22 protein-coding genes are annotated in these 25,776 nt (G+C 71.5%); 10 read left to right on the top strand and 12 right to left on the bottom strand.

All coding sequences use genetic code 11. From position 1 onward, the window contains the following. Nucleotides 1-57: 57 nt before the first annotated feature. A complete protein-coding gene (locus U5C87_RS14890) occupies nt 58-1,545 on the top strand; it encodes a hypothetical protein (RefSeq protein ID WP_030146106.1) in 1,488 nt (495 codons plus the stop codon). Between the two features lie 59 nt (nt 1,546-1,604). Here U5C87_RS14890 and U5C87_RS14885 read toward each other — a convergent pair whose 3' ends face one another. Continuing rightward, entirely contained in the window at nt 1,605-3,029 is a 1,425-nt protein-coding gene (locus U5C87_RS14885; RefSeq protein ID WP_330473316.1) for a hypothetical protein, read from the bottom strand. A gap of 136 nt (nt 3,030-3,165) precedes the next feature. Continuing rightward, nucleotides 3,166-3,792, bottom strand: a complete 627-nt coding sequence (locus tag U5C87_RS14880; RefSeq protein ID WP_330473315.1) for a histidine phosphatase family protein — start codon at nt 3,790-3,792, stop codon at nt 3,166-3,168. 82 nt (nt 3,793-3,874) lie between these two features. On the opposite strand from U5C87_RS14880, the gene U5C87_RS14875 reads away from it, so the two are divergent. Together U5C87_RS14875 and U5C87_RS14870 are read left to right on the top strand one after the other, a co-directional pair. Beyond that, nucleotides 3,875-4,744 (top strand): PhzF family phenazine biosynthesis protein, encoded by an 870-nt coding sequence (locus tag U5C87_RS14875; RefSeq protein ID WP_330473314.1) that lies wholly within the window; start codon nt 3,875-3,877, stop codon nt 4,742-4,744. A gap of 2 nt (nt 4,745-4,746) precedes the next feature. Beyond that, nucleotides 4,747-5,286 (top strand): DUF1697 domain-containing protein, encoded by a 540-nt coding sequence (locus U5C87_RS14870; RefSeq protein ID WP_330473313.1) that lies wholly within the window; start codon nt 4,747-4,749, stop codon nt 5,284-5,286. A 112-nt stretch (nt 5,287-5,398) separates the two neighbouring features. Here the strand turns inward: U5C87_RS14870 and U5C87_RS14865 are convergent, their stop codons facing one another. Further along, nucleotides 5,399-6,160, bottom strand: a complete 762-nt coding sequence (locus tag U5C87_RS14865; protein ID WP_330473312.1) for a TrmH family RNA methyltransferase — start codon at nt 6,158-6,160, stop codon at nt 5,399-5,401. A 12-nt stretch (nt 6,161-6,172) separates the two neighbouring features. Then, on the bottom strand, nt 6,173-7,135 hold the full coding sequence (locus U5C87_RS14860) for a VanW family protein (protein WP_330473311.1): 963 nt from the start codon (nt 7,133-7,135) through the stop codon (nt 6,173-6,175). A 202-nt stretch (nt 7,136-7,337) separates the two neighbouring features. Here U5C87_RS14860 and U5C87_RS14855 point away from each other — a divergent pair, with 202 nt between their 5' ends. The 3 genes from U5C87_RS14855 to U5C87_RS14845 all read left to right on the top strand — a co-directional run bounded on the left by U5C87_RS14855 (nt 7,338) and on the right by U5C87_RS14845 (nt 10,386). Further along, on the top strand, nt 7,338-8,459 hold the full coding sequence (locus U5C87_RS14855) for an LLM class flavin-dependent oxidoreductase (protein ID WP_330473310.1): 1,122 nt from the start codon (nt 7,338-7,340) through the stop codon (nt 8,457-8,459). Beyond that, nucleotides 8,456-9,067: a CE1759 family FMN reductase gene (locus U5C87_RS14850; protein ID WP_330473309.1), complete on the top strand. Its 612-nt coding sequence runs from the start codon at nt 8,456-8,458 to the stop codon at nt 9,065-9,067. Before U5C87_RS14855 ends, U5C87_RS14850 begins: the two co-directional genes overlap by 4 nt. A 137-nt stretch (nt 9,068-9,204) precedes the next feature. After that, complete coding sequence (locus U5C87_RS14845) at nt 9,205-10,386, top strand: Mbeg1-like protein (protein ID WP_330473308.1); 1,182 nt, start codon at nt 9,205-9,207, stop codon at nt 10,384-10,386. Between the two features lie 43 nt (nt 10,387-10,429). Here the strand turns inward: U5C87_RS14845 and ppsA are convergent, their stop codons facing one another. The 6 genes from ppsA to U5C87_RS14815 are packed head-to-tail and all read right to left on the bottom strand — an operon-like array spanning nt 10,430 to nt 18,511. Further along, nucleotides 10,430-12,838: a phosphoenolpyruvate synthase gene (ppsA, locus tag U5C87_RS14840; RefSeq protein ID WP_330473307.1), complete on the bottom strand. Its 2,409-nt coding sequence runs from the start codon at nt 12,836-12,838 to the stop codon at nt 10,430-10,432. A 25-nt stretch (nt 12,839-12,863) separates the two neighbouring features. Then, nucleotides 12,864-13,721, bottom strand: coding sequence for a pyruvate, water dikinase regulatory protein (locus U5C87_RS14835; protein WP_330473306.1), 858 nt, complete (start codon nt 13,719-13,721; stop codon nt 12,864-12,866). After that, nucleotides 13,718-14,470, bottom strand: a complete 753-nt coding sequence (locus tag U5C87_RS14830; RefSeq protein WP_330473305.1) for a LutC/YkgG family protein — start codon at nt 14,468-14,470, stop codon at nt 13,718-13,720. The genes U5C87_RS14835 and U5C87_RS14830 overlap by 4 nt, the downstream gene beginning before the upstream one ends. Then, entirely contained in the window at nt 14,467-15,975 is a 1,509-nt protein-coding gene (locus U5C87_RS14825) for a LutB/LldF family L-lactate oxidation iron-sulfur protein (protein WP_330473304.1), read from the bottom strand. Before U5C87_RS14825 ends, U5C87_RS14830 begins: the two co-directional genes overlap by 4 nt. Then, complete coding sequence (locus U5C87_RS14820) at nt 15,972-16,742, bottom strand: (Fe-S)-binding protein (protein ID WP_330473303.1); 771 nt, start codon at nt 16,740-16,742, stop codon at nt 15,972-15,974. The genes U5C87_RS14825 and U5C87_RS14820 overlap by 4 nt, the downstream gene beginning before the upstream one ends. Further along, nucleotides 16,739-18,511: an L-lactate permease gene (locus U5C87_RS14815; protein WP_330473302.1), complete on the bottom strand. Its 1,773-nt coding sequence runs from the start codon at nt 18,509-18,511 to the stop codon at nt 16,739-16,741. Before U5C87_RS14815 ends, U5C87_RS14820 begins: the two co-directional genes overlap by 4 nt. Before the next feature lie 198 nt (nt 18,512-18,709). Between U5C87_RS14815 and U5C87_RS14810 the strand changes: the two genes are divergently transcribed. Then, nucleotides 18,710-19,432 carry a FadR/GntR family transcriptional regulator gene (locus U5C87_RS14810; protein WP_330473301.1) on the top strand — a complete coding sequence of 241 codons (723 nt, stop codon included), beginning with the start codon at nt 18,710-18,712 and terminating at the stop codon, nt 19,430-19,432. A gap of 48 nt (nt 19,433-19,480) precedes the next feature. Here U5C87_RS14810 and U5C87_RS14805 read toward each other — a convergent pair whose 3' ends face one another. Continuing rightward, nucleotides 19,481-19,861, bottom strand: a complete 381-nt coding sequence (locus U5C87_RS14805) for a GNAT family N-acetyltransferase (RefSeq protein ID WP_330473300.1) — start codon at nt 19,859-19,861, stop codon at nt 19,481-19,483. Nucleotides 19,862-19,886: 25 nt separating this feature from the next. Between U5C87_RS14805 and U5C87_RS14800 the strand changes: the two genes are divergently transcribed. The 3 genes from U5C87_RS14800 to U5C87_RS14790 all read left to right on the top strand — a co-directional run bounded on the left by U5C87_RS14800 (nt 19,887) and on the right by U5C87_RS14790 (nt 23,797). Then, the gene (locus tag U5C87_RS14800) at nt 19,887-20,507 is read left to right on the top strand and encodes an L-threonylcarbamoyladenylate synthase (RefSeq protein ID WP_330473299.1); all 621 of its coding nucleotides are present in this window, start codon (nt 19,887-19,889) and stop codon (nt 20,505-20,507) included. An 84-nt stretch (nt 20,508-20,591) separates the two neighbouring features. Then, complete coding sequence (locus U5C87_RS14795) at nt 20,592-22,553, top strand: amylosucrase (protein WP_330473298.1); 1,962 nt, start codon at nt 20,592-20,594, stop codon at nt 22,551-22,553. A 56-nt stretch (nt 22,554-22,609) separates the two neighbouring features. Further along, the gene (locus U5C87_RS14790; protein ID WP_330473297.1) at nt 22,610-23,797 is read left to right on the top strand and encodes a Fic family protein; all 1,188 of its coding nucleotides are present in this window, start codon (nt 22,610-22,612) and stop codon (nt 23,795-23,797) included. A gap of 111 nt (nt 23,798-23,908) precedes the next feature. Here U5C87_RS14790 and U5C87_RS14785 read toward each other — a convergent pair whose 3' ends face one another. Continuing rightward, nucleotides 23,909-25,672 (bottom strand): CotH kinase family protein, encoded by a 1,764-nt coding sequence (locus tag U5C87_RS14785; RefSeq protein ID WP_330473296.1) that lies wholly within the window; start codon nt 25,670-25,672, stop codon nt 23,909-23,911. Nucleotides 25,673-25,776: the final 104 nt, after the last annotated feature.

The raw sequence follows: 25,776 nt of genomic DNA, 5'->3' as shown, positions 1-25,776 counted from the left end.
GTGACCACTCCGCGCGCGCCTCTCGCGCCGGGCCCGCGAGTGTGGTTGTCTCCTCACGTGGGAGCGGACGTCGAGCAGGCCAGGTACACACGCGAGCAGCGGCAGCAGTACCGCGAGAAGGTGCGCCGCGACCTCGACGTGTTCGAACGCATGCTCGGCAAGAGCGAGTTCGAGTTCGACCGCCCCATGACCGGTCTCGAGATCGAGCTCAACCTCGTCAACGAGGACCTCGGGCCTAAGCTCGACAACAAGACGGTGCTCGAGCAGATCGCCGACGAGGACTACCAGACCGAGCTCGCGCGCTACAACATCGAGCTCAACGTCCACCCGCGCCCGCTTCCGGGCGACTCCGCGATCGAGCTCGAGGATCTGCTGCGCGAGTCGCTCAACCGCGCTTCCGCCAAGGCCGCCGAGGCGCACGCCGGGATCGTCGCCATCGGCATCCTGCCCACGGTCATGCCCGAGCACTTCGAGGGTGACTGGATCAGCGAGAACATCCGCTACGCCGCGCTCAACAACGCCGTCCTCGACGCCCGCGGCGAGGACGTCTGGCTCGAGCTCGAGGGCCCGACCGGCGAGCGCATCGCACGCTACTCCGACAGCCTCGCTCCCGAGTCGGCGTGCACCTCCATCCAGCTTCACCTTCAGGTGCAGCCTGAACGTTTCGCCGACCACTGGAACGCCGCCCAGGTGCTCGCGGGCCCTCAGCTCGCCCTCGGCGCCAACTCGCCGTTCTTCCTCGGGCAGCGGCTGTGGGCCGAGACCCGCATCCCGCTCTTCACGCAGGCCACCGACACCCGCTCCGTCGAGCTGAAGAACCAGGGCGTGCGCCCGCGCGTCTGGTTCGGCGAGCGGTGGATCACCTCGATCTTCGACCTCTTCGAGGAGAACGTCCGCTACTTCCCGGCGCTGCTGCCCGAGCTCTACGACGAGGAGCCCGAGGAGGTCTTCGAGCGCGGCGAGGTCCCGGAGCTCAAGGAGCTGCGGCTGCACAACGGCACCGTCTACCGCTGGAACCGCCCGATCTACGACATCGTCGGCGGCCGCCCGCACCTGCGCGTCGAGAACCGCGTCCTGCCGGCAGGCCCGAGCATCGCCGACGTCATGGCCAACGCCGCCTTCTACTACGGCACGATGCGCGTGCTCGCCGAGGAGGACCGTCCGGTGTGGACCCGGATGAGCTTCTCGGCCGCTGAGGCGAACTTCGAGGAGGGCGCGCGCCTCGGCATCGACGCGCGCACCTACTGGCCCGGGTTCGGCGACGTGCCGGCCACCGAGCTCGTGCTGCGCCGGCTGCTCCCGATGGCACACGAGGGCCTCGAGCGCTGGGGCGTGTCGGCGGCCGTGCGCGACCGGTTCCTCACGATCATCGAGCAGCGCTGCCTGCTCGGCGTCAACGGCGCCTCATGGCAGACCGAGTGTGTCGCCCGGCTCGAGGCCCAGGGGCTGACCCGCGACAAGGCGCTGCGCGAGATGCTCCGCCACTACATCGAGGGCATGATGGCCAACGAGCCGGTGCACACCTGGGAGCTGCCCCGCGGGTGACCCGGGCAGGGCTCACTGAGGGCGTGCTCAGCGCCTGCTGAGGCCCACTCGCAGCGGCCTCACGGCAGACGCAGGTCCGCCACGACCATGTTGTGGTCCGACGGCCGCGCGCAGTCGGTCGGAGCCATGACGTTCTCCCAGCGCGCCGCGCCCCACACGCCCTTGACCGTGACGACGTCGAGCCGGCTGCCCCAGCCGGTGCCCGGCACCGTGAGCGTGCAGGCGAAGTGGTTCATCGTCGTGTAGCGCGGGTTCATCTGCGTGACGGCGGCGGCCGCGTCGTAGTAGCCGGCCGACACGAGCGTGTCGTGGGCGTCGTAACCGCCCTGGTTGTTCTGGTAGGTGTTGAGGTCGCCCGAGAGGACGACGGGCAGCCGCCCGGTGTTCAGCTGGTCGATCCGCGCCAGGACCGTGCGCACCTGCGTCGCCCGCAGCCGCTCGTAGGTCCGCTCCGTCGTGTAGCTGGTGCTGTGCCGCTGGTCGAGGTGGGCCGACACGACGTAGAACTGGCGTCCGGTTGTGCGGTCGGCCAGGACCGCGTACGAGGCGCGCCGACGCGCCCACGCGTCGTCGGTGCTGAGCGTCGGGAGCAGGATCGTGCAGGAGCTCGAGTAGCTGTTGTTGCTCAGCGGGTTGGTGTCCGAGCGTTCGGGGCACGAGCTGACGAGCCGGTAGCGGCTGGAGTCGTAGAGGATGCGCGCGCCCTGGATGGCCTCCGGCGTGCCCGGCGCCGCGAAGCGGGTGGAGCGCACGAGCTGGTAGCGGCCACCGCCCTGCGCGGCAAGCGTGTCGAGCAGGCTGCGCACCTGGGTGAGTCTGCCGGCCGTGCTCGGCTGCGAGCTGCCGTCGGCGCGGCCGATCCCCAGCTCCTGCAGGCTCACGACCCCCGGATTGCGCGAGAGGATCGTCCGCGCGATGCCCGGCACCCGGGTCGTCCACGGGCGCACTCCGGAGGTCGTCGTGGCCGTGTGCACGTTGAAGGTGGCGACGCGCAGCGCAGTGCCGGTGGTCGAGGGCGTTGCCGGCTTCACCGCGACGTTCTGCAGGTAGGGCCAGTTGCGCGTGGCTGTGCCGGACGCCGTCTTGTTGACGGCCCTGAAGCGGTAGTAGAGGTGGTTGGCGGAGGACGTGCCGGCTCCCGCAGTGGCCAGCTGTGCCGCGGTCAACGTGACGGAGCGCCGGTTCGCGGGGACGGTGAAGTACGTCGCCCGGCGACCGTGGTCCGGCAGGACGGGGTCGCCGACCTTGAAGGTGGTCAGACCGGTCTCGATGACGAAGCCCGTCGTGCTCGCGCCGGACGCCACCCAGGTGAAGGTGACCTGGCCGGCAGCTGGACCCGGCTTGGCGACCACCGACGAGATGGCTCCCGGGGTGGCCACCCCGGCATCGGCCGACGGCGCGGTCGTCACCGCGGCGAGGCCGGCGAGCAGGGTCGCGACGACCGTGGCGACGCTCGTGCGGACGGTGGTGGGCGTGCGGCTCACGGCAGCTCCTCGGGTCGAGCCAGGGCGGGGAAACGGTAACCCGCCCCAGCGCCCAGCCGCAGGGTTTTCGTCCCTTTCGTCCCGCGGTCGTGAACCGGCGCCTCCTTCGCTCGGTAGCCGGCCGGCCCGACGGTGGTCAGTCCGAGAGCAGGCGCCAGGGGGAGAGGTTGTACATCCCGAGGCAGCGCGTCGAGCGGTGGTGAGTGAGCACGCTCATCGACCCGGCGTCCAGGATGAGCTGCTGCCCGAACCGCGGGTCCAGCCCGAGGTAGGTCGCCGTCAGGACGCGCAGCGCGTGGCCGTGACCGAAGAGGGCGACGTCGCCCCGCTCGAGGTCGGGCCACACCTTGTCGATGACCTGCTGGGCGCGCGCCGAGACCTGCTCTATCGTCTCGCCGGGGGTGACGCCGGGCTGCACGCCGTCGACGAACACCTCCCAGGGGTGGCCGATCTCCGCGGTGATCTGCTTCGTCGTGATGCCCTCGTAGGCGCCGTAGTCCCACTCGCGCAGGAGTGGCTCGACCTCGAAGTCCCCGAGCCCCGCGAGCTCGGCGGTGCGCTTGGCCCGCTGGAGCGGGGAGACGAGGACGCGCTCGAAGCGGTGCTTGCTCAGCACCCCGGCGAGCTCGCGAGCGGCCGCCTCACCCTCGGGAAGGAGCGGCAGGTCGGTCGTGCCGGTGTGCTGCCCACTGAGCGACCATTCCGTCTCGCCGTGTCGGAAGAGGTAGATGTTGCCGGGAACGACGCCGTCGGGGGTGGCCATGACCGCCACAGTATCGGCGCGCAGGTGCGCGGTCCGTATGCCGTCCGTCCACAGGAGGGCGGCGCTCCGGCAGACTCGGACCATGGACCTGCGCTTCGACCTGCTCAACGTCTTCTCGATCGAGGGTCGACCGTTCTCGGGCAACCCGCTCTGCGTCTTCCCCGACGCAGGCACGCTCTCCGACGCGGAGATGCTCGCCTGGGCCCGACAGTTCAAACTCAGCGAGTCGACCTTCGTGACCTCGACGGGGAACGGAGGGACGGGGGAGGCCGCGGTGCGCATCTTCACCCCCGGCCACGAGATGCCCTTCGCCGGCCACCCCACCCTGGGCACGGCCGAGGTCGTCGCCTCGCTCGACGGCTCCGACGGTGAGCCCGACCTCGTGCACCTCACGATGCCCGCGGGCCGCATCCGGGTGACCCGCATCGACGGCGGGTGGCGCCTGACGGCGCGCCCGGCGACCCTGCGCGAGGTGACGCCCAGTGCCACGGACCTCGCGGCGGCCCTCGGCGTCGATGTCGCCCGCGTCGTGCGCTCGGACGCGAGCTGGGTAGACGCGGGCGTCGAGCAGCTCGTCGTGCGCCTCGAGGACGTCGGGGCCGTGCGCGCGTGCGACCCTGACCCGCACCTGATGGCCGAGCACATGACCTCTCCCGACCGGCCACCCCATGTCTATGCGTGGGCCTGGAGCGGGCCCCGCAGCATCGAGGCACGCCTCTTCTACACCCAGGACCAGGCGGTCCTCGAGGACCCGGCCACCGGTTCGGCGTGCGCCAACCTCGGCGGCTGGCTCGTCGCGCAGGGCGTGCGCGACGTCTCCGTCGAGGTGAGCCAGGGAGCCGCCGTCGGACGGCCCTCACGACTGCTCCTCGACGTCGACGAGCAGGGCGGCGTCCACGTCGGCGGACGGGTGGAGCGCGTGGGCAACGGCACCTGCTGGGCGGGTGCGTGAGCATGGCCACCTTCGTCGCCTTCCTCAGGGCCGTGAACGTCGGGCAGCGCTGGGTCAAGATGGCGCACCTGCGCGAGCACCTGACCGAGCACGGCTTCACCGATGTCGTCACGCACATCCAGAGCGGCAACGTGCGGGTCACGACGCCGATGCGCAGCATCGGCAAGGTGGAGACCGCGCTGCGCGACCTCATCAGCGGCGAGTTCGGCTTCGACGTGCCGGTCATCGCCCGGACCCCGGCCGCCCTGACGCAGACAGCCGTAGATGCCGACTCGGCGCAGTCGCCGCTGGGCGCGGACGCCCGCCGCTATGTCACGTTCACGACCGGCGGGATCACCGCGGACGGACGCCGGGCACTCGAGGCGTGGGACGAGCCGGGGGAGAGGGTGCTCGTGCTCGGGAGCGACGTGCTGCTCTTCCTCACCAAGCCCGCACACCAGGCGAAGCTGACGAACGCCCGGCTCGAGCGCCTGACCGGGGCCACCGGCACGGCCCGAGACATCAAGGTCGTGCGCGCGCTCGCCGAGAAGTGGGGCCCCTGACGCCGTCCCGGCCCGACGGAACGCCACGAAACACGCGTCTCACCGCGCCGACGTGCGTGAGCCGGGGCACACGGCATACCTCATGGCGGTCCACCGGACCGCGTGCACGCGCTCAGAGACGCGCGCGACGGACGAGCTCGAAGCAGACGACGGCGGCCGCGGCGGAGACGTTGAGCGACTCGACGCCGGCCGCCATCGGGATCGACACCCACGTGTCGACGAGGTCGGCCACCTCGGGGGTCAGCCCGGCGGTCTCGCTGCCGAGGACGAACGCGACGGGCTCTGGCAGGTGGGCGGCGAAGAGGTCGTCGTCGCCGCCGGCGTCGAGTCCGACGACGTGGAAGCCCGCGTGCTTGAGGTCGGCCACCGCCTCGGCCGCGGTGAACGCCTTGAGGATCGGTGCGCGGAACGCGACGCCGGCCGAGGCCTTGACGACGAGCGGGTCGAGCGAGGCGACACCCTTGCGGGGCACGACGATGCCGTCGACACCGGCGGCCGTGGCCGAGCGCAGGATCATGCCGACGTTGGCGGGGGTCGTCACGCCGTCGAGCACGAGCACGGCCCGTAGTGACGCGGCGTCCTCGGCCAGCGCGGCCTCGAGCGGCCGCATCCGCGGCGCCACGACGTCGGCGAAGACGCCCTGGTCCTGACGGCCGTTGCCGGCGAGCTTCTTGACGCGCTCGGCGCTCGCGTGCTGCACCTCGACCCCGCGGCGGCGCGCGGCCTGCTGGATCTCGCGCAGGCCGCTCCCGCGGGCACCCTCGGCGATGACGACCTTGTCGACCTCGAGGTCGCCGTCGAGGAGCACCTCGTGGACGGGGTTGCGGCCGTAGACCGTGATGAAGCGGTCCTTGGGGGAGATCTCAGCGCTCACCGCGACAGGATGTCATGACCCGGACCTGCGGCGTGGAGCGTGCCCGACCGTGGACCGGTGCCGCCGCTCCGGTGGGGTCGCCCCCGGCGCCGGCACCGGTCGCGGCCCCAGTGACACGTCGATGACGGGTACCTGCGGCTCGTAACGGACGAGGGCGCAGTTGCGCTTCACCAGCTCCTCGCGTACGCCGCGCCCGGTGCGCTTGTCGATGACGGTGCGCCAGATCTCGTTCCGTCGGAAGACGTCGGCTCCCGACCGGATGAACTGCTCGTCGCGGGCCTCGACCTTGTACGAGTGCGCGCCCGGCAGGTCCGTGCGCAGCTCGCCCCGGAGGTGGCGTTCGTCCACGCTGACCAGCAGCTGGAAGGTCGCCTTCGTGTCGTTGCGCACGACGAGGTCGACGTAGTTGTAGACGATGGAGCACCCGACACCCCAGGGCAGGACTCGAGCCTTGTCGGGGAAGGGGTCGAAGGAGTGCTCCGATCGCTCGACGACGGTGAGCTCGCTGTGGAGGAACATCCAGTGCAGCAGGTTGGCGAGCTGGCAGATGCCACCGCCGACGCCGGACCGCGCCTCGCCGTTCGAGAGCCGCATGCCCTCGACGTAGCCGCGGCGGCGGGTGCAGTTCCCCACCACCTTGTTGAAGGAGAACGTCTCGCCGGGGCGGATGAGGATGGTGTCCACCTGTCGGGAGGCGAGACGGAGGTTGACCACCTTGTTGCGCTGCAGGTGCATCTGGTCCTCGGACAGCTCGCGCATGAGCAGGGAGGCGTGCACCTTGACGCGGTGGCCCAACGGCTCGGCGAGGCGCTCGGTGGCCCAGTCGGTCCGGCACCGGATCCAGGCGAGACGCCGCCGGAGGCGATGAACCCGGACGGCCAGCGGGTGGAGGGCGGGAACGGCCTGCGCCGGGCGTCGGGGCGCCGTGACCCTGGCGGGCACGACGAAGCCGGGTGGAGGAGCGATGAGCTGCATGGGACTGTCCTGGGTCTCGGGTCTCGGACCGGCGGCCCCTGCGGCAGCCGGTTACCTCTACCGATGGCGGTCGCGGGGCGAAAGTTGTCGGGTGCCGCCAGTCCGGTGCACGGGGATCTCGTGCAGCGTGGAGGTGGGGAATGAGGGAGCCACCTTCGACGTTCGGTATGATTGAATCGTCAATCAAAAGGAGCTGGGAGACATGCAGTTCGGGATCTTCACCGTCGGCGACGTCACGACCGACCCCACGACGGGCCGCACGCCGACGGAGCACGAGCGGATCACGGCCACCGTCGCCATCGCGAAGAAGGCCGAGGAGGTCGGGCTCGACGTCTTCGCCACCGGTCAGCACCACAACCCGCCCTTCATCCCGTCCGCCCCGACGACGACGCTCGCCTACATCGCCGCCCAGACCGAGCGGATCATCCTCTCGACCTCGACGACGCTCATCACGACGACCGACCCCGTGCGGATCGCCGAGGACTATGCGACGCTCCAGCACCTGAGCGGCGGTCGCATGGACCTCATGATGGGCCGCGGCAACACCGGCCCGGTCTACCCGTGGTTTGGCAAGGACATCCGCGACGGCATCCCGCTCGCCATCGAGAACTACGCCCTGCTGCACCGGCTGTGGTGCGAAGAGGTCGTCAACTGGCAGGGGAAGTACCGCACCCCGCTCCAGGGCTTCACCTCGACGCCGCGCCCGCTCGACGGCATCCCACCGTTCGTGTGGCACGGCTCGATCCGCAGCCCCGAGATCGCCGAGCAGGCCGCGTACTACGGCGACGGCTTCTTCTCCAACCACATCTTCTGGCCGGCCAGCCACACGAAGCAGATGGTCCAGCTCTACCGGCGCCGCTTCGAGCACTACGGCCACGGCACCGCCGACCAGGCGATCGTCGGGCTCGGCGGCCAGGTCTTCATGCGCAAGAACAGCCAGGACGCCGTCCGCGAGTTCCGGCCCTACTTCGACAACGCCCCCGTCTACGGCCACGGCCCGTCCCTCGAGGAGTTCACGAGCCAGACGCCGCTGACCGTCGGCAGCCCGCAGGAGGTCATCGAGAAGACGCTCGGCTTCCGCGAGTACGCCGGTGACTACCAGCGCCAGCTCTGGCTGCTCGACCACGCCGGCCTCCCGCTCAAGACCGTCCTCGAGCAGCTCGACATCCTCGGCGAGGAGGTCGTGCCGGTGCTGCGCAAGGAGTTCGCGGCGCTCAAGCCCGCGCACGTCCCCGACGCGCCCACGCACGCGAGCCGGCTCGCCGACGCGCTGTCCACCCCGTCCGTCCCGTCCACCGACGCCACCCTGGAGGTGACGAAGTGACCACGTTCCACCTCGCCGTCATCACGGCCGGCATCACCCAGCCTTCGTCGACGCGACTGCTCGCCGACCGCCTCACGGAGGCCACCGTCCGGGCGCTCGCGCCACGGGACGTCGTCGTCGAGGTCGTCGACGTGCGCGACGTCGCCCACGACGTGACGAACCACGTCCTCACCGGCTTCGCCTCGCCCGACCTGCAGGCCCGCCTCGACGCCGTCGCCGAGGCCGACGCCGTCATCGTGGCCACCCCGGTGTATGCCGCGTCGTACAGCGGGCTGTTCAAGATGCTCGTCGACGTGCTCCCCAAGGACGCGCTGCGCGACACCCCGGTGCTGCTCGGCGCGACGGGCGGCACGGCCCGCCACTCACTGGCCATCGACCACGCCCTGCGCCCGCTCTTCGCGCACCTCGGCGCGCTCGTCGCCCCGGTCGCCGTCTTCGCGGCGAGCGAGGACTGGGGGAGCGTCGACGCCGGACGGCTCGGCGAGCGCATCGACCGGGCGGGCGCCGCCTTCGCCGGCCTCGTGACCTCGGCACCCCGCGCCGACCGGGTCGACCCGTTCGAGCAGGTCACCCCCTTCGCGTCGATGCTCAGCGACCTGCGCGGCTGACGCCGGGTACGCGACAAGGCACCCGACCGGGCCGTCGCCCGGTCGGGTGCCCCGTGCGTCCCGCACGGGGAGTGCTCCCCATGGACCTCCCGCTGGAGCCCACCTAGCGTGGGGCCCACCGTCGACAGGAGGCCCACGTGCTCTACCGCAAGGGTGCAGACCCGGACGCCCTCGAGCGCACCGCGCACACGCTGACGGCGTGCGCCGACGAGGTCGACGGCATAAGGGCGACGGGGACCCGTGCCCTCGCGGTCATCGGCCGCTCGTGGGGCGGGGACGACTCCCAGGCGGCCCAGCAGGACTGGCGGGCGACCGCCGCGGCCCTCGTGGCGCTCGGGTCGAGCCTCGAGGCGATGTCCCGGCGCCTGACCGACAACGCCCGCGCCCAGCGCGGGGCGAGCGGTGACGGTCCGAACGGACCCGCCGGCCCGCCCGGGCCGTTCCCCGGACCCTTCCCGGGGCCCTTCCCCGGCCCACTGCCGGGACCCGGCACCGAGGCGCCCCCACCCTTCGCCGACGACGTCCGCGGCACGCAGCCGCACGAGGTCGACCTCGAGCTCGCCGAGCTCGCGCAGGGCGTCTACGACGGGGAGGGCACCGAGCACTTCTCAGCCCTCTCCGCCTCCGAGCTCGAGTCGCTGGGCATCGACCCCGGCTCTCTCGAGGGGTCCGGAGGTTTCCAGGCGGGCATCTACCGCGACGACGACGGCCGCTACGTCCTCGCCTTCGCCGGCACCGACCCCTCGAGCGTGCGCGACTGGGGCACCAACCTCCAGCAGGGCGCCGGCGCCCTCAGCGCGCAGCACCTCCAGGCGGTCGCCCTCGCGCAGCACCTCGCCGGCGCGGTCGGGAGCGAGAACATGGTGCTCACCGGGCACTCGCTCGGGGGCGGCCTCGCGAGCACCGCGTCCGTGGCCACCGACGTGCCCGCCGTGACCTTCAACGCCGCCGGCGTGCACCCCAACACCGTGCTGGCCGCGGCCGCCCTCGGTCACGAGCACGCCGACCTCGACTCGGGGCAGATCCGCAACTACCACGTGCGGGGCGAGATCCTCACGACGGTGCAGAACCCCCTGGGCTCCTTCACCGACCACGTGCCCTTCATCGGCGACAACCCGCTGCCCAACGCGCTGGGCACCCAGATCGCCCTCGACCCCGCGAAGGGCCCCGACCTCGACGTGTCCCCGTGGCAGCTGCTGAGCCCGATCAGCGTCGTCGCCGACACCGCCGTCGACCTCGGCAGCTACGCGATCGGCCAGCACGGCGCACCGTCGGTCATCGACGCCATGGAGGCGAGCGACTACTTCGGCAAGGACTGAGTCGCGTCCTCGCCGCCTCGCCCGCCCCCACGGCGGCGGTGGGTCAGCGCTGGTGCGCCGCCAGGGCGAGCCAGGTGTCGACGACCGTGTCGGGGTTGAGCGACATCGACTCGATGCCCTGGTCGAGCAGCCACTCCGCGAGATCGGCGTGGTCGGAGGGACCCTGTCCGCAGATGCCGACGTACTTGCCGCGCGCCCGGCACGCCTCGATGGCGAGGGCGAGCATCTTCTTGACCGCCGGGTCGCGCTCGTCGAAGCTGCCGGCCACGAGCGAGGAGTCCCGGTCGACGCCCAGCGTCAGCTGCGTCATGTCGTTCGAGCCGATCGAGAAGCCGTCGAAGTGGTCGAGGAACGCGTCGGCGTTGACGGCGTTGCTCGGGATCTCGCACATCATGACGACCTGGAGGTCGTTCTCCCCGCGCCGGAGCCCGTGCGAGGCGAGCAGGTCGATGACGCCCTCGGCCTCGGCGACGGTCCGCACGAACGGGATCATGATCTTGACGTTCGTCAGCCCCATCTCGTCGCGCACGAGGCGCAGCGCCTCGCACTCCATGGCGAAGCACTCGGCGAAGTCGGCGGACAGGTAGCGCGCGGCGCCCCGGTAGCCGATCATCGGGTTCTCCTCGTGCGGCTCGTAGCGCTCCCCACCGAGCAGGCCGGCGTACTCGTTGGACTTGAAGTCCGACATGCGCACGATGACGGGCTCCGGCGCGAAGGCGGCGGCGAGCATCGAGACCCCCTCGGCCACGCGCTTGACGAAGAAGTCGCGCGGGCTGTCGTAGGCCGCGATGAGCGCCTCGATCTCGGCCTTGAGGCCCGGCTCCTGGTCGTCGAGCTCGAGCAGGGCCCGCGGGTGGATCCCGATCTGGCGGTTGATGACGAACTCGAGCCGGGCCAGACCGACGCCCTTGTTGGGCAGCCGGGAGAACTCGAAGGCCTGCTCGGGCGTGCCGACGTTCATCATGATCTTGACGGGCAGCTCCGGCATGTCGTCGAGCTCGGTCTCCGTGACCGAGAACTCACGGAGCCCCTCGTAGACGAAGCCGGTGTCGCCCTCGGCGCACGAGACCGTGACCTCCTGGCCCGCGGCGAGGTCCAGCGTCGCGGTGCCCGTGCCGACCACGGCCGGGATGCCGAGCTCGCGGGCGATGATGGCCGCGTGGCACGTGCGGCCGCCGCGGTTCGTCACGATCGCGCTGGCGCGCTTCATGATCGGCTCCCAGTCGGGATCGGTCATGTCGGCGACGAGCACCTCCCCGGCGACGAAGTCGTGCATCGACTCCGGGGTGCTCAGCACGCGAACGGCGCCGGCGCCGACCTTCTGCCCGATGGCCCGGCCCTCGACGACCACGGGCCCCCGCTCGTCCATGCGGAAGCGGCGCAGGGTGTTGCCCGTCTGGCGGGACTTGACGGTCTCGGGCCGCGCCTGCAGGACGTAGAGCAGCCCGTCGACGCCGTCCTTGCCCCACTCGATGTCCATCGGGCGCCCGTAGTGCTCCTCGATGCGCAGCGCGTGCTGGGCGAGCTCGGTGACCTCGGCGTCGGTGAGGCTGAGGCGCGCCCGCTCGTCCGGCGCGACGTCGACGAAGTCGATGGAGCGACCCACCTCGGAGTCGTCGGTGTAGACCATCTTCGTCGCCTTGCCGCCGACGCCGCGCTTGAGGATGGCCGGGCGGCCGGCACGCAGCGCCGGCTTGTAGACGTAGAACTCGTCGGGGTTGACGGCGCCCTGCACGACCGCCTCGCCGAGCCCGTAGCTGCTCGTGACGAACACGGCGTCGGAGAAGCCCGACTCCGTGTCGATGGTGAACATGACGCCGGACGAGCCGACGTCGGAGCGGACCATGCGCTGGACGCCCGCCGAGAGCGCGACGACGTCGTGCTCGAAGTTGCTGTGCACGCGGTAGGAGATGGCGCGGTCGTTGTAGAGCGAGGCGTAGACCCGCTTGATCGCGAGCAGGATGTTGTCGATCCCGCGGACGTTGAGGAAGGTCTCCTGCTGCCCGGCGAAGCTCGCGTCCGGCAGGTCCTCGGCCGTCGCGCTCGAGCGCACCGCCCAGCTGACCTCGTCGCCGCTCTCGCCGACGAGCCGGTCGTATGCCGTGCGGATGTCGGTCTCGAGGTCGGCGGGGAACGGCTGCTCCTCGACGGCCCGGCGGATGTCCGCCCCGGCCGCGGCGAGCGCACGGGTGTCCTCGACGTCGAGCTCGGCCAGGGTGGTGCTGATCCGTGCGGCGAGGCCCTCGTGGGCGAGGAAGCGGCGGTACGCGTCGGCCGTGGTCGCGAAGCCGTCGGGCACGCGGACGCCCGCCTTCGAGAGGTGCTGGACCATCTCGCCGAGCGAGGCGTTCTTGCCGCCGACGCGCTCGACGTCGGTGAGGCCCAGGTCTGCGAACCAGGCGACGTTGGCGTCCTGGTCTCCGGCGACGCTGCCGGGGTCGGTGCCGTTCACGGCGGTCCTTTCGTCGGTTCGGCGCTCAGCCGAGGTTGGGCAGGCGGCTGCTCTGCATGATGACGGCAGCCATCTCCTCCACGGACATGGCCGCGGAGTTGATCGAGGGGATGCGGTGCGCCCGGTAGAGCGCTTCGGCGCGCCGCAGCTCGAAGCTGCACTGGGCAAGGCTGGCATAGACCGATCCGGGCCGGCGCTCGCCCCTCACCTGGCTGAGGCGGGCGGCCGTCGAGAGCAGGCCGAAGCACTTGTCACCGAGCGTGCGCAGGGGGCGGGGGAGGTCTCCCGTGTCGAAGTCCTCCTCGACGAGCGGGTAGTTCGCGACCTTGAGCCCGTGCTGGAGGGCGAGGTACATCGACGTCGGCGTCTTGCCGCACCGCGACGGCGCGACGAGGACCAGGTCGGCCTGCTCGAGGTTGCGCAGGCTCGCGCCGTCGTCGTGCTCCATGGCGAACTCGATCGCCTTCATCCGCCGGTCGTAGCGCCGGGCGTCACCGACGCCGTGCAGGGCCGGCGCGCGGTGCGTCGCGTTGGTGTGGAGCACGCGCTCGACGGTGTCGAGGTGCGAGCCGAAGAGGTCGATGAAGGCGCACCGCGTGCGCTGGATCTCCTGCCGGATCGTCTCGTCGGAGACGGTCGAGAACACCAGCGCCGTCACCGAGTCGGTCATCGCCGCGTCGAGCTGGGCCACGACGTCACGCGCCTGCTCGACCGTCGTGATGAAGGGGATCTTCCGGCGCCGGAAACGCAGGCTGGGGAACTGCGCGAGCATGAGGTTGCCGAGCGTCTCGGCCGAGATCCCGGTGCCGCCGGCGAGGAAGAACACCGGGGTCACGCCCTCGTCGGTGGCCAGCAGGCCCGTCGACGCGTCGTCGGTCGTCACGCGCGCACCTCCGACGCGGGGACCGACTCTGAGACCGGCCCTGAGGCTCCGGGAGCCGGCCCGGCGCCCGGCTCGGCGACGAGGACGACGACGAGCGTCCTCGGCCCGTGCACCCCCTCGACGCGCTGCAGCTCGATGTCACTCGTGGCGCTCGGCCCGCTGATCCACGTCAGGGGTCGCGCGCCGGTGGCGTCGGGGCGCAGGCGCGCGACGGCGTCCGGCACGTCCGGCACGACCGCGTCGTCGTGCACGACGCAGACGTGGGTGTCGGGCACGAGCGTCAGCTCGCGCCGGCCCTGCCCCGAGCCGTGGTCGAGCACGATCGTGCCGGTCAGGGCGATGCCGACCGTGGCCCCGGTGACCACGGCGTCGACGCCGTCGAGCTCGACGTGGCTCGGGGCCTGCGCCTCCCTGACGACCGACACGTCGCCGCCGAGCCCCTGCAACCACGCGTCGTCGAGGCCGGTCGGCACGACGACCGAGCGGCAGCCGGCGTCGCGCAGCGCTGCCGCGACGACCGCGCCGACCTCGCCCGGGCGGGCGTGCAGCACGGTGGCGCGGTAGTCGGCGACGCGCTCGACGAAGAGGGGCAGGCGACCGGGGCCGGATCCCGAGCCGGAGTCACGCGCCTCGACCACCGGGAGCCCCTCTGCGCCAAGGCTTCCCGGAGGCGCCGGCGTTGCGGGCTCGGTCGTCACGTCGGCCACGGCCGAGCGCACCCGGGCCAGGATCTCCTCGCGGGCGCTCACGGCGTCCCTCCCTCGGTGTCGTGCGTGCGGACCCACCACTGGCGGAAGGTCTCCTTGGGTGGCGTCGGCAGGTCGCGGGCGTTGGTCCACGCGCCGAGCCCCGGCACGGACCGCACGGTGCGGTCACCGAGCAGGCGGCCGGCCGTCGTCGCCGCACGCTGGGCCCCGGCGAGACGCTTGGGGTCCGAGAGCACCCAGGCGGCCGCCTTCATCGCCGCCGACTCGGCGGTGCGGCCCGACTCCTCGACGACCTTCCCGCGCAGCTCGACGAGCAGCTCGGGGATGTCGATGCGCACGGGGCACGCGTCGAAGCACGCACCGCAGAGGCTCGAGGCGTAGGGGAGCGACTTGTCGACGTCGCTCGCGGTGCCGCGCAGCTGGGGGTTGAGCACGGCACCGATGGGTCCGGGGTAGACCGAGCCGTACGCGTGCCCGCCCGTGCGCTCGTAGACGGGGCACACGTTGAGGCACGCCGAGCAGCGGATGCAGCGCAGGGCCTGGCGACCCAGGCGGTCGGCGAGGACGTGGCTGCGGCCGTTGTCCACGAGCACGACGTGCACCTCCTGGGGCCCGTCGCCGGGGTGCACGCCCGACCACATCGTCGTGTAGGGGTTCATCCGCTCCCCGGTGCTCGACCGGGGGAGCAGCTGGAGCATCGGCCCGAGGTCGTCCCACGTCGGCAGCACCTTCTCGATGCCGACGACGGAGATGAGGGTCTCGGGCAGGGTGAGGCACATCCGCCCGTTGCCCTCGGACTCCACGACGACGAGCGTGCCCGTCTCGGCGACGGCGAAGTTCGCGCCGGAGATGCCGACCTTGGCACGGAGGAACTTCTCGCGCAGGTGCAGCCGGGCGGCCTCGGCGAGCCGTGCGGGGTCGTCGGTGAGGTCGTCGGGGGCGGGACGCCCCACCGCTCCCATCTCACGGCTGAAGATCTCGCGGATCTCGCTGCGGTTGCGGTGGATCGCCGGGACGAGGATGTGGCTCGGCCGGTCGTGTCCGAGCTGGACGATGAGCTCGGCGAGGTCCGTCTCCCAGGCGCTGATGCCAGCCGCCTCGAGCGCCTCGTTGAGCTCGATCTCCTGCGTGGCCATCGACTTGACCTTGACGACCTCGTCGACCTCCTTGGCGCGCACGAGGTCGACGATGATGCGGTTCGCCTCCTCCGCGTCGCGGGCCCAGTGCACCGTGGCCCCGGCGCGGGTCAGGCTCTCCTCGAGCTGCTCGAGGTAGTGCGCCAGGTGGGTCAGGGCCTCGTCCTTGGCGGCCGCCCCCGCGACCCGCAGCGCCTCCCACTCGGGCAGCTCGGCGACGACGTCGGCCCGCTTGGCGCGGATCGTGTGGGTCGCGTGCGCCAGGTTGCGCCGCTGCTGGGTGTTGGCGAGCGCCTCCCGCGCGGCCGCCGGGAACTTCGGCATGCCGACGAACGTGGCGGAGGTGCGCTGGACCGGCTGGCCGGGAGCGGCCGCGCGGGCGCCCTCGGCTCCGGTGGTCGTGGTGCTCATGCGGGGTCCTCCTCGGTCGAGGCGAGGATCTCGGCGAGGTGCAGCTGCCGTACGCCGGACCGCTGCCGGCCGAGGATCCCGCCGATGTGGGCCAGGCACGAGTTGTCGCCCGCGACGAGCACCTCGGCGCCGGTCTCGACGACGTGACGGGCCTTGTCGGAGCCCATGGCGATCGAGACGTCGGCGTTCTTCATGGCGAACGTGCCACCGAAGCCGCAGCACTCCTCGGCACCCGGGAGCTCGACGAGGTCGATGCCGCGGACGGCCCGGAGCAGCTGGAGCGGCCGGTCGCCGACCCGCAGCAGGCGCAGGGAGTGGCACGTCGGGTGGTAGGTGACGCGGTGCGGGAAGTAGGCGCCGACGTCGGTGACGCCGAGCACGTCGACGAGGAACTCCGAGAGCTCGTGCACCCGCGGGCCGAGCTGCCCGACGCGGCCGACGAGCGCCTCGTCGCCCGTCGGCTCGGCGATCATCGGGTGCTGCGTGCGGACGGAGCCGACGCACGAGCCGGAGGGGGCGACGACGGCGTCGTAGTCGCCGAAGACGTCGACGAAGCGGCGCACGAGCGGCACGGCCTCTCCGGCATACCCGGTGTTCGTCAGCATCTGCCCGCAGCACGTCTGGGCCAGGGGGAACTCGACGCGCACCCCGAGCCGCTCGAGGAGGCGGACCGTGGCCCGGGGCGTGCCCGGCCACATCGTGTCGTTGAAGCACGTCGCGAAGAGCGCGACCCGGAGGTCCGCGCGGGGGCGGGACGACGTCGTCATGGGAGCATCCAACCAAGAACGGTGGACTGGAGCCCGACGAGCACGCAGACGGCGGCGATGAGGCCGATGCTCCAGGGCAGGACGCGGCGCAGGATGTCGGACTCACGACCGAGCAGGCCCACGGCCGTCGCGGCGATCGTGAGGTTCTGCGGGCTGATCATCTTGCCGACGACACCACCGGAGGTGTTGGCCGCCACGAGGAGCGTCGGGTCGATGCCGGCGTTCGTCGCCGCGGTCTGCTGGAGCGTCGCGAAGAGCGCGTTGGCGCTCGTGTCTGAGCCCGTGACCGCGGTGCCGAGCCAGCCGAGGAGCGGGGAGAAGAAGGCGAAGGCGGCACCCGCGCCGGCGATCCACGTGCCGATGGTGATCGTCTGCCCCGAGAGGTTCATGACGTAGGCGAGGGCGAGCACCGAGGCGACGGTGAGGAAGGCGAAACGCATCTTGTACGCCGTCGCGGCCATCTCACGGCCGAGTCCGCGGACGCCGATGCCGTAGACGAGTGCCACGACGAGCGCGCAGACGACGAGCACCGTGCCGGGCCCGCTCAGCCACGGCAGCGTGTAGGTGGCGGACTTGTTCGGTGTGCCGCTTGCGGTCAGCACCTCGCCGGCGAGGCCGGGCCACGGGATCTTGACGTCCGTCGCGGCGAGGAGGTCCTTGACGACGGGGACGAGCTTGGCCACCGAGAAGACGACGATGACGAGGACGTACGGGAAGAGGGCCATGGCGATCCGGCGCGGGGTCAGCGACCGCGCCCGGGCGTCGAGCTCGGCGACCGAGGTGGCGTGGTCACCGACCATCCGGGCCGCGCGGGCGGCGGTGGCCGAGGATCCGGCGGCGGACGCGCCGTCGGGGCCACCGACGAGCGCGAGGTCACGCTCCCGCTCGACGCTCAGGGTGTCGAGGGCCCCCTCGCGCCCCTTCGGCTGCCAGACCCGCAGGAAGAGCACGGCGGCGGCGAGCCCGCCGAGGGACGCGATGATGTCGGTCAGCTCGACGGAGACGAAGGTCGCCGAGAGCCACTGCAGGACGGCGAAGACGACACCGACGACGACGGCGATGGGCCAGGTCTGGCGCACCCCGCGCCGCCCGTCGGCCATGAGGACGAGCAGGAGGGGCACGAAGACGGCGACGACCGGGGTCTGGTGGCCGACGTAGGCCCCGATCTCGCCGTACGGGATCTTCGTCAGCGCGCCGGCCGTGATGATGGGGGTGCCGATGGCGCCGAAGGCGACCGGCGCCGTGTTGGCGAGCAGGACGACGGCCGCCGCACGCAGGGGTGAGAAGCCGACGGCCATGAGCATGACGCCGGTGATCGCGACCGGTGCCCCGAAGCCGGCGAGCGCCTCGAGGAGGCCACCGAAGCAGAAGGCGATGATGATCGCCTGGACCCGCGGGTCGTCGGAGATGAGGTGGAAGGTCGCGCGCAGGTCCTCGAAGTGCCCCGAGGCCACCGTCACCTGGTAGAGCACGATGGCGGTGAAGACGATCCACATGATGGGGAAGAGTCCGAACGCGGCGCCCTCCGTCGCCGCCAGCCCGGCGAGCCCGATCGGCATGTTGAAGCCGACCGTCGCGACGACGAGGGCGACGACCACGGCGCTGAGGCCGGCCCAGTGCGCCTTCCAGCGCAGCAGTCCCAGGGTGACGAAGACGGTGACGAGGGGGAGGGCGGCGACGAGGGCGGAGAGCCCCAGGCTGCTCGCGACGGGGTCGAGCTCCGGGCGGAACGCGCTGACGAGGGCAGCGGGTGCGGCGGATGCGGTCATGGAGGGCCTCCTGGGCCTGCTGGGCACGGACACGGCGGTGGGTCTTGCCTCGACTCGTAATGGTCAGACCATTAGGATCGGCTGAACGTAGCGCCGGACGAACCCGGGGGTCAAGTGGTCAGACCATTTGCTGAGATGCCGTCGACGGTGCCGCGCGTCGCCCGCGGGGCGCAGCGCCGCGGTGCGATGCTGTCCGTCGTGCAGACTGCTTCCACCTCACCCCACCCCACCGGCAAGAAGGCCTACGAGGTGGTGCTGGACTGGGTCGAGGGCCGCATCCTCTCGGGCGAGCTCTCCGTCGGTGACGTCCTGCCGCCCGAACGCGAGCTCGCCCACACCCTCGACGTCGGACGCTCCGCGGTGCGCGAGGCGGTGCGCACGCTCCAGGCCATGGGCGTGGTGAGGTCGACGGTAGGCGCCGGAGGGGCCGGGGGCACGACGATCACGGCCGTCCCCTCCCGCGCGCTGTCGCAGCTGCTCCAGCTGCACGTCGCGCTCGCGAACTTCCCGCTGACCGACGTCATCGAGGTGCGCATCGCCCTCGAGCGCCTCAGCGTCAGGCTCGTGTCCACCCACGGCACCGCGGAGGGGCTCGAGCCCGCGCGGTCGCTCCTCGAGGTCATGGCCGAGCCCACCATCGACCGGCAGAGCTTCAACGACGCGGACACGGCCTTCCACGTCGCGCTCGCCGCAGCGGGCGGCAACCGCGTCGCGACCGACCTCACCGTGGCGATCCGTGAGTCGATGCGGCTGCCGATCCTCGACCGCTTCCGAACCCTCGACGAGTGGGACGTCGTCGTCGAGCGCCTGCGCGCCGACCACGAGGCGATCTACGAGGCCGTGCTGCGCCGGGACGCCGAGGCTGCCGAGGCGCTCATGGAGGAGCACATCCGCACGGCCTGGTCGAGCCTCGACCGCTGACGGCGATCCCGCTGCCGCGCCGGCCGGGACAGGCCGGACCGGTCGACGTCAGGCCGACCGCTCGGCCGCGTCGACGTCGGCCTGCGTGGCCGGGACGACGTGGGCGGCATACGGCTCGGGGTGCCGCTGGACGTACGCCTTGACGTAGGGGCACAGGGCCACGACGTCGCGGCCCGCCCCGATCGCCGCGTCGAGGGCGTGGGTGGCGAGCCGGGCGGCGAGGCCGCGGCCCTCGTACTCCGGACGCACCTCCGTGTGGAAGAGGACGATGCGCTCGCGGTCGCCGACCGTGCCGGCCGGCACGATCGCGTAGGACGCCACGCCGATGACGCGGTCGCCGTCGCGCAGCTCGAAGCGGCCGCGCCCGGGGGCGTCCACGACCTCGATGGAGTCCGCGCCGGTCCCGCCCTCACCCGTGTGCTCGGTCATGGGTCCAGCATGGCAGTCTGGGGGCATGGCGAAGTACTTCGACGTCCACCCGGTGGACCCCCAGCCTCGGGCGATCGGCCAGGCCGTCGAGATCCTGCGGTCCGGCGGGCTCATCGCCTATCCCACGGACTCGTGCTTCGCCCTCGGGACCTCTCTCGACAACCCCGAGGGCAAGGAACGGATCCTGCGGATCCGCCACCTCGACGACAAGCACCACTTCACCCTCGTCTGCTCCGACTTCGCGCAGCTCGGGCAGTTCGTCCACCTCGACAACTCCGTCTTCCGCGCCATCAAGGCGGCGACGCCCGGCCCCTACACCTTCATCCTCCCCGCGACGAAGGAGGTGCCGCGCCGGCTGCTCCACGCGAAGAAGAAGACGGTGGGGGTCCGCATCCCGGAGCACCCGGTCGTGCGCGAGCTGCTCAAGGCGATGGGGGAGCCGATCCTCTCGAGCACGCTGCTCATGCCCGACGACGACGAGCCGATGACCGAGGGCTGGGAGATCAAGGACCGCCTCGACCACGTCGTCGATGCCGTCATCGACTCGGGTGAGTGCGGTCTCGAGCCGACGACCGTCGTCGACTGGTCCGACGGCTCCCCGGTCGTGACCCGCGTCGGCGCCGGCGACCCGACGCCCTTCGAGTGACCGGCCGCCACTGACCCGGCACTGACCCGGCACTGACCCGGCGAGCCACTGTCGCCCCGCCGCCCCGTGCTGTTCAATCGGGCCATGAGCGACGCTGCGCGTGACGCCCGACCGGCGACGGAGTCGGTGACCGCACTGCTCGCGGGGCTCGACGACCCGGACCGGGAGACGATGGAGCTGCGGCTCGAGCGGTGGTCCGACGACCTCGTCGCCGCGCTCCGCGTGCTCTACCCCGAGCACGACGTCTCGGCCCTCGCGCTCCGGCTCGTCGAGACCGCCGTGGCCGGCTACGGGCAGCGCTCGCCCGAGCTGCGCCGCCTCGACCAGCGGCGCCTGCTGCGCCCCGACTGGCTCCAGCAGCCCGGCATGTTCGGGTACGCGTGCTACACCGACCGCTTCGCCGGTGACCTCGACGGCCTGCGCGGCCGGGTGGGCTACCTGCGCGACCTCGGCGTCAGCTACCTCCACCTCATGCCGCTGCTCCGACCCCGGGACGGCGACAACGACGGCGGCTACGCCGTCCAGGACTACCGGACCGTCCGTCCCGACCTCGGCGACGTCGAGGACCTCACCCGGCTCGCGGGCGACCTTCGCGCACAGGGCATCTCGCTCGTCCTCGACCTCGTGCTCAACCACGTGGCCCGCGAGCACGAGTGGGCGCGGCGCGCCCGCGCGGGGGAGGAGCGCTATCGCGCGTACTTCCACGTCTACCCCGACCGCGTCATGCCGGACGCCTACGAGCGGACCCTGCCGGAGGTCTTCCCCGACTTCGCCCCGGGCAACTTCACGTGGGACGACGAGCTCGGCGCCTGGGTCTGGACGACGTTCAACGAGTGGCAGTGGGACGTCGACTGGGCCAACCCCGACGTCCTCGTCGAGTACGCCGAGATCGTCCTGCACCTGGCCAACCTCGGCGTCGAGGTGCTCCGGCTCGACGCCATCGCCTTCACGTGGAAGCGGCTCGGCACGAACTGCCAGAACCAGCCCGAGGTCCACGCCGTGACGCAGGCGCTCCGGACCGTCGCCCGCATCGCCTGCCCGGCGCTCGCCTTCAAGGCCGAGGCCATCGTCGGGCCGCGCGACCTCGTCCAGTACCTCGGCCAGGGTGAGCACGCGGGAAGGGTCAGCGACCTCGCCTACCACAACAGCCTCATGGTGCAGGTCTGGTCGATGCTCGCGACGGGCAGCACCGGCCTGACGAAGCGGGCGCTGAAGGCGCTGCCCCCGACACCGCCCACGGGCACGTGGATCTGCTACGTCCGCTGCCACGACGACATCGGCTGGGCCATCGACGACGGCGACGCGGCCGCCGCGGGCCTCGACGGGCACGCGCACCGACGCTTCCTGTCGAGCTGGTATGCCGGCGACGAGCCGGGGTCGTGGGCGCGGGGCCTCGTCTTCCAGCACAACCCCGCCACGGGCGACAAGCGCATCAGCGGCACGGCGGCCTCGCTGACAGGGCTCGCCGACGCCCGGGCCCGTGGCGACGACGAGGCCGTCGGGAAGGGCCTGGCCCGGCTCTACCTCGCCCACGCGGTCGTCGCGGGATGGGGCGGCATCCCCGTCGTCTGGAGCGGCGACGAGCTCGGGCTGCCGAACGACCCGCACTGGGCCGACGAGCCCGGTCACGAGGACGACAACCGGTGGGCCCACCGGGAACGCCTCGACTGGGACCTCGCGGCCCAGCGCGACGACCTCGACACGGTGACCGGCAAGGTCTTCCAGGGGCTGCGGCACCTCGCCGCCGTCCGCGCCGGGCTGCCGCCCCTGCATGCCGCCGGGCCCACCCAGGTCCTGCTCGGGACGCACGACGGGGTCCTCGCCGTGCTGCGCACGCACCCCAGCGGCACGATGGTCTGCGTCTACAACGTGACCGCCGCGTGGCAGACCTTCGACATGCGCCACTTCAGCGATGCCGGGATCCACCGGCCCCACGACGCGCTCGGCGGCCACCCCGTGTTCGCGGGCGCCGACGGCGTGGCGTCCCTCAGCCCGTATGCCGCGTGGTGGGTCATCGACGCCCCCGCGGAGGTGCCACACGCCTGACCACCCGCTTCTTGGTTAAGGTTGATCTCTAACCTTTATCAAGGGACGGTGATGGCATGGCTCATGAGTGGCCCGCACTCGGGGTGCAGACGGTGGCCTGGCAGCCCGTCGACGGCCTGCTGGAGGTGTCCAGGCGCTCCCGGAGGTCGACCCCGTCGTCCTTCCGGGCCGCAGTGGTCCCGCCCATCGCCGCGACCGGCCTCCAGCTGCCGGGCGACGTCGCTGCCGACCTCGACGAGGCCACCCGACTGCTGGCCACCTTCGACGCCGGGGGAGCAGGGGAGATCGCGCCCTTCGCCTCAGTCCTGCTGCGCTCGGAGAGTGCCGCGAGCTCGCAGATCGAGAACCTCACCTCGTCGGCACGCGCCCTGGCCGAAGCGGAGATCGGAGAGGGCAACCGGGCCAACGCCGGGGTCATCCTCGGCAACGTCCGGACCATGCAGGCCGCGCTCGACCTCGCCGGACGGCTCGACGAGGCCGCCGTCCTGGCCATGCACCGAGCCCTCATGGCGCAGCAGACCCAGCACCGGCCGGGCCGCTGGCGTGACCAGCAGGTCTGGGTCGGGGGGTCGCCGTTGCATCCCGGGGACGCCGACTACTTGCCTCCGGTGGCCGCCGACGTTCCCGCCCTCATGGCCGACCTCGTGGCCTTCATGGACCGCGACGACCTGCCACCGCTCGCCCTCGCCGCCCTGGCGCACGCGCAGTTCGAGACGATCCACCCGTTCACCGACGGCAACGGGCGCACGGGGCGGGCCCTGCTCCACTCGGTGCTCCTGCACACCGGCGCGATCCACCGGGTGACGGTGCCGATCTCCGCCGGCCTGCTCGCCATCCGCGACGACTACTTCGCGGCCCTGACGGCCTACCGCAGGGGAGAGGTCGAGCCGATCCTCCGGTGCGTCGCCGAGGCCGCCCGCAACGGCACGCTCATCGGCGAGCATCTCGTCGGGACGTTGAGAGGGGTCCGGGCGCAGTGGTCCGAGCTCGTCACGGCCCGCGCCGGGTCGGCGTCGTGGGCGGTCCTCGACCTGCTCGTGCGCCAGCCGGTGGTCACCGCACGCGTGGTGATCCGGGAGCTCGGGGTCTCGGCCCCGACCGCCCAGGCCGCGCTACGTCGCCTCGTGGACGACGGGGTGCTCCTCGAGTCGACGGGTCACCGCCGCAACCGGGTCTATCGCGCCCCTGCCGTCCTCCGCGCCCTGGACGACTATGCGGCTGGGCTCGGGCGTCGAGTAGGATGATGAATCCCGTTGTGCCGCAATATAATCCGCCGTTAATCGACATTATGCAATGACAGGTCGGCGCCGTCGGTGTCCCAGCAGAACCGGGACACCGACGGCGCCCTGCCGTCGTTACGGCGTCTTGTCGAGCAGGCGGATCTGGACCGCCTCGATGCGGAGCGAGCGACCGGTCGTGCCGGTGGTCGCACCGTTCTTGACCCACGGCATCCAGCCGACGTTCTGCACGTGCACGCGGTAGGCGAGGTCGAAGTTCGTCGCGAGCGACCCCGTCAGCCGCAGCTGGACCGCCTCCAGTCGGAGCGAGCGCCCTGTCGTGCCGACGACCGCGTTGGTGGCGCCGTAGCCCATCCACCCGATGTTCTGCACGTACGCATTGCCCTGGACGCCACCGGTCAGGCTCGTGTTGCTCACCTGGAACCGCAGCGCCTCCATGCGCCGGGACTCACCCATGGTGCCCACGATCATGCCGCCCGAGACGGCCGGCTGCCAGCCGATCGAGGCGAGGTGGCCGGAGAACCTGAACGTCGGCAGGCTCGACCCGTAGGCCTGCGCGAGGTAGTTGACGCGGCTCGTCACCCACGTCTTCAGAGCGGTGACGCCGTTGCTGAAGGTCGTGGGACCGTAGCCGCGCGACCCGGCCCAGATCTCGAAGTTGCGGGTCGCCGAGCTGGACAGGATCGGCTTCAGGGTGTCGATCTGGCTCTTCATGGCGTTGACCTGCGGGCGCACGGTCGAGGTGTAGAGAGCATTGGCGCGGGCCACGAACTGGGGGTTGCGCATGAGCTGCTCGAACCAGTTGTGCGTCTTGTTCCGCAGGTAGGTCGTCGTCTTCGCGTAGTCGGACGTCGGGTCCCCACCCCAGGACTGTGCCGTGAAGTTGCCGAGCGACAGGTCGAAGTCCCACACCGGTCCGGCGTGCAGCTTGTCGCTGGGGCCATTGCGGTAGAAGTAGATGCTCGACCGGTTGAAGTCGTAGTTCTCGGTGACCTCGTGGACGAAGTAGTACTTGACGAACGAGTCCACGTCGATCATCGAGCTGATCTTCGTCCAGTCCGGGGTCGGCGCGTAGAGCGCCGTCTCGAGGCTGTTGATGTAGGACTTCGTGCTGGCCCAGCCGGCCGCCTGGTCGGGCGTCAGCGTCGCGTTGACCCCACCCGGGGCGTCCTTGAGCGTGAAGATGCGCCCGCTCGTGGCCGCGGTGAAGTAGAAGGGCTCCGCCGTGCCGTAGTTCTGGTCGAGCTCGACGATGTTGGCCTGCGGGTCGGTCAGGTTGACCCGGGTCGGTCCGACCTCGACCTTCTCCGTCAGCAGGTAGTTGCCCAGGACGTGCTCGCCGTTCACGTCGGTGATCTTCACGTCGACGAACCGCGACTCCGGCGAGTAGGCGAGGCCGACGGCGCGGGCCAGGTCATAGGACAGCTTGTTGCGCATCAGCGCGGGGTCGGTGTGGTCGGCCAGCAGCACCCAGGTCCGGGTCGACTCCATGCCCAGCGGGCCCACGGCGGTCTTGAACTTGATCTGGTACGGCTTCTTGTCGAGGGTCCACGTGTAGTTGCCGCGCCCCTTGATCGTGGCCGCCGCGTCGACGATCGCGTATGCGGCGTTGGAGTCGTCGACGAGGTTGACCGTCGCTCCGACCGAGTTGTCCTTCGACGCGTTGAGGTAGCTGAGCGTGTTCTTGGTCGTGTCGGCGTCCGTCAGGTCGATGGCGACGATCGGCAGGTTGCTGATGGGCACGGGCGTCACGGCGGCCGCAGCAGGCACGCCCGCGGCTGATGCCGTGGCCCCCGTGACCTGCCCGAGCGCGGCAGAGCCCGGTAGTAGAAGTGCGATGGCTGCCAGGGTCGCGTAGAGCCCCCGTCGGCGAAGTTTCATGGTGTTCCTCCCCAATCACCCGAAATGGGTGGATTAGGCACAATGCCGGATTTGCTTGTGCCACAGGGGAATTCGCTCCCTCGCTTCCCCTGGACGCAGGCTAA

This window comes from Terrabacter sp. C0L_2, from assembly GCF_036352015.1.
In the GTDB taxonomy this organism is placed as follows: Bacteria; Actinomycetota; Actinomycetes; order Actinomycetales; family Dermatophilaceae; genus Terrabacter; species Terrabacter tumescens.
This window is presented reverse-complemented; position numbering and strand designations above follow the sequence as displayed.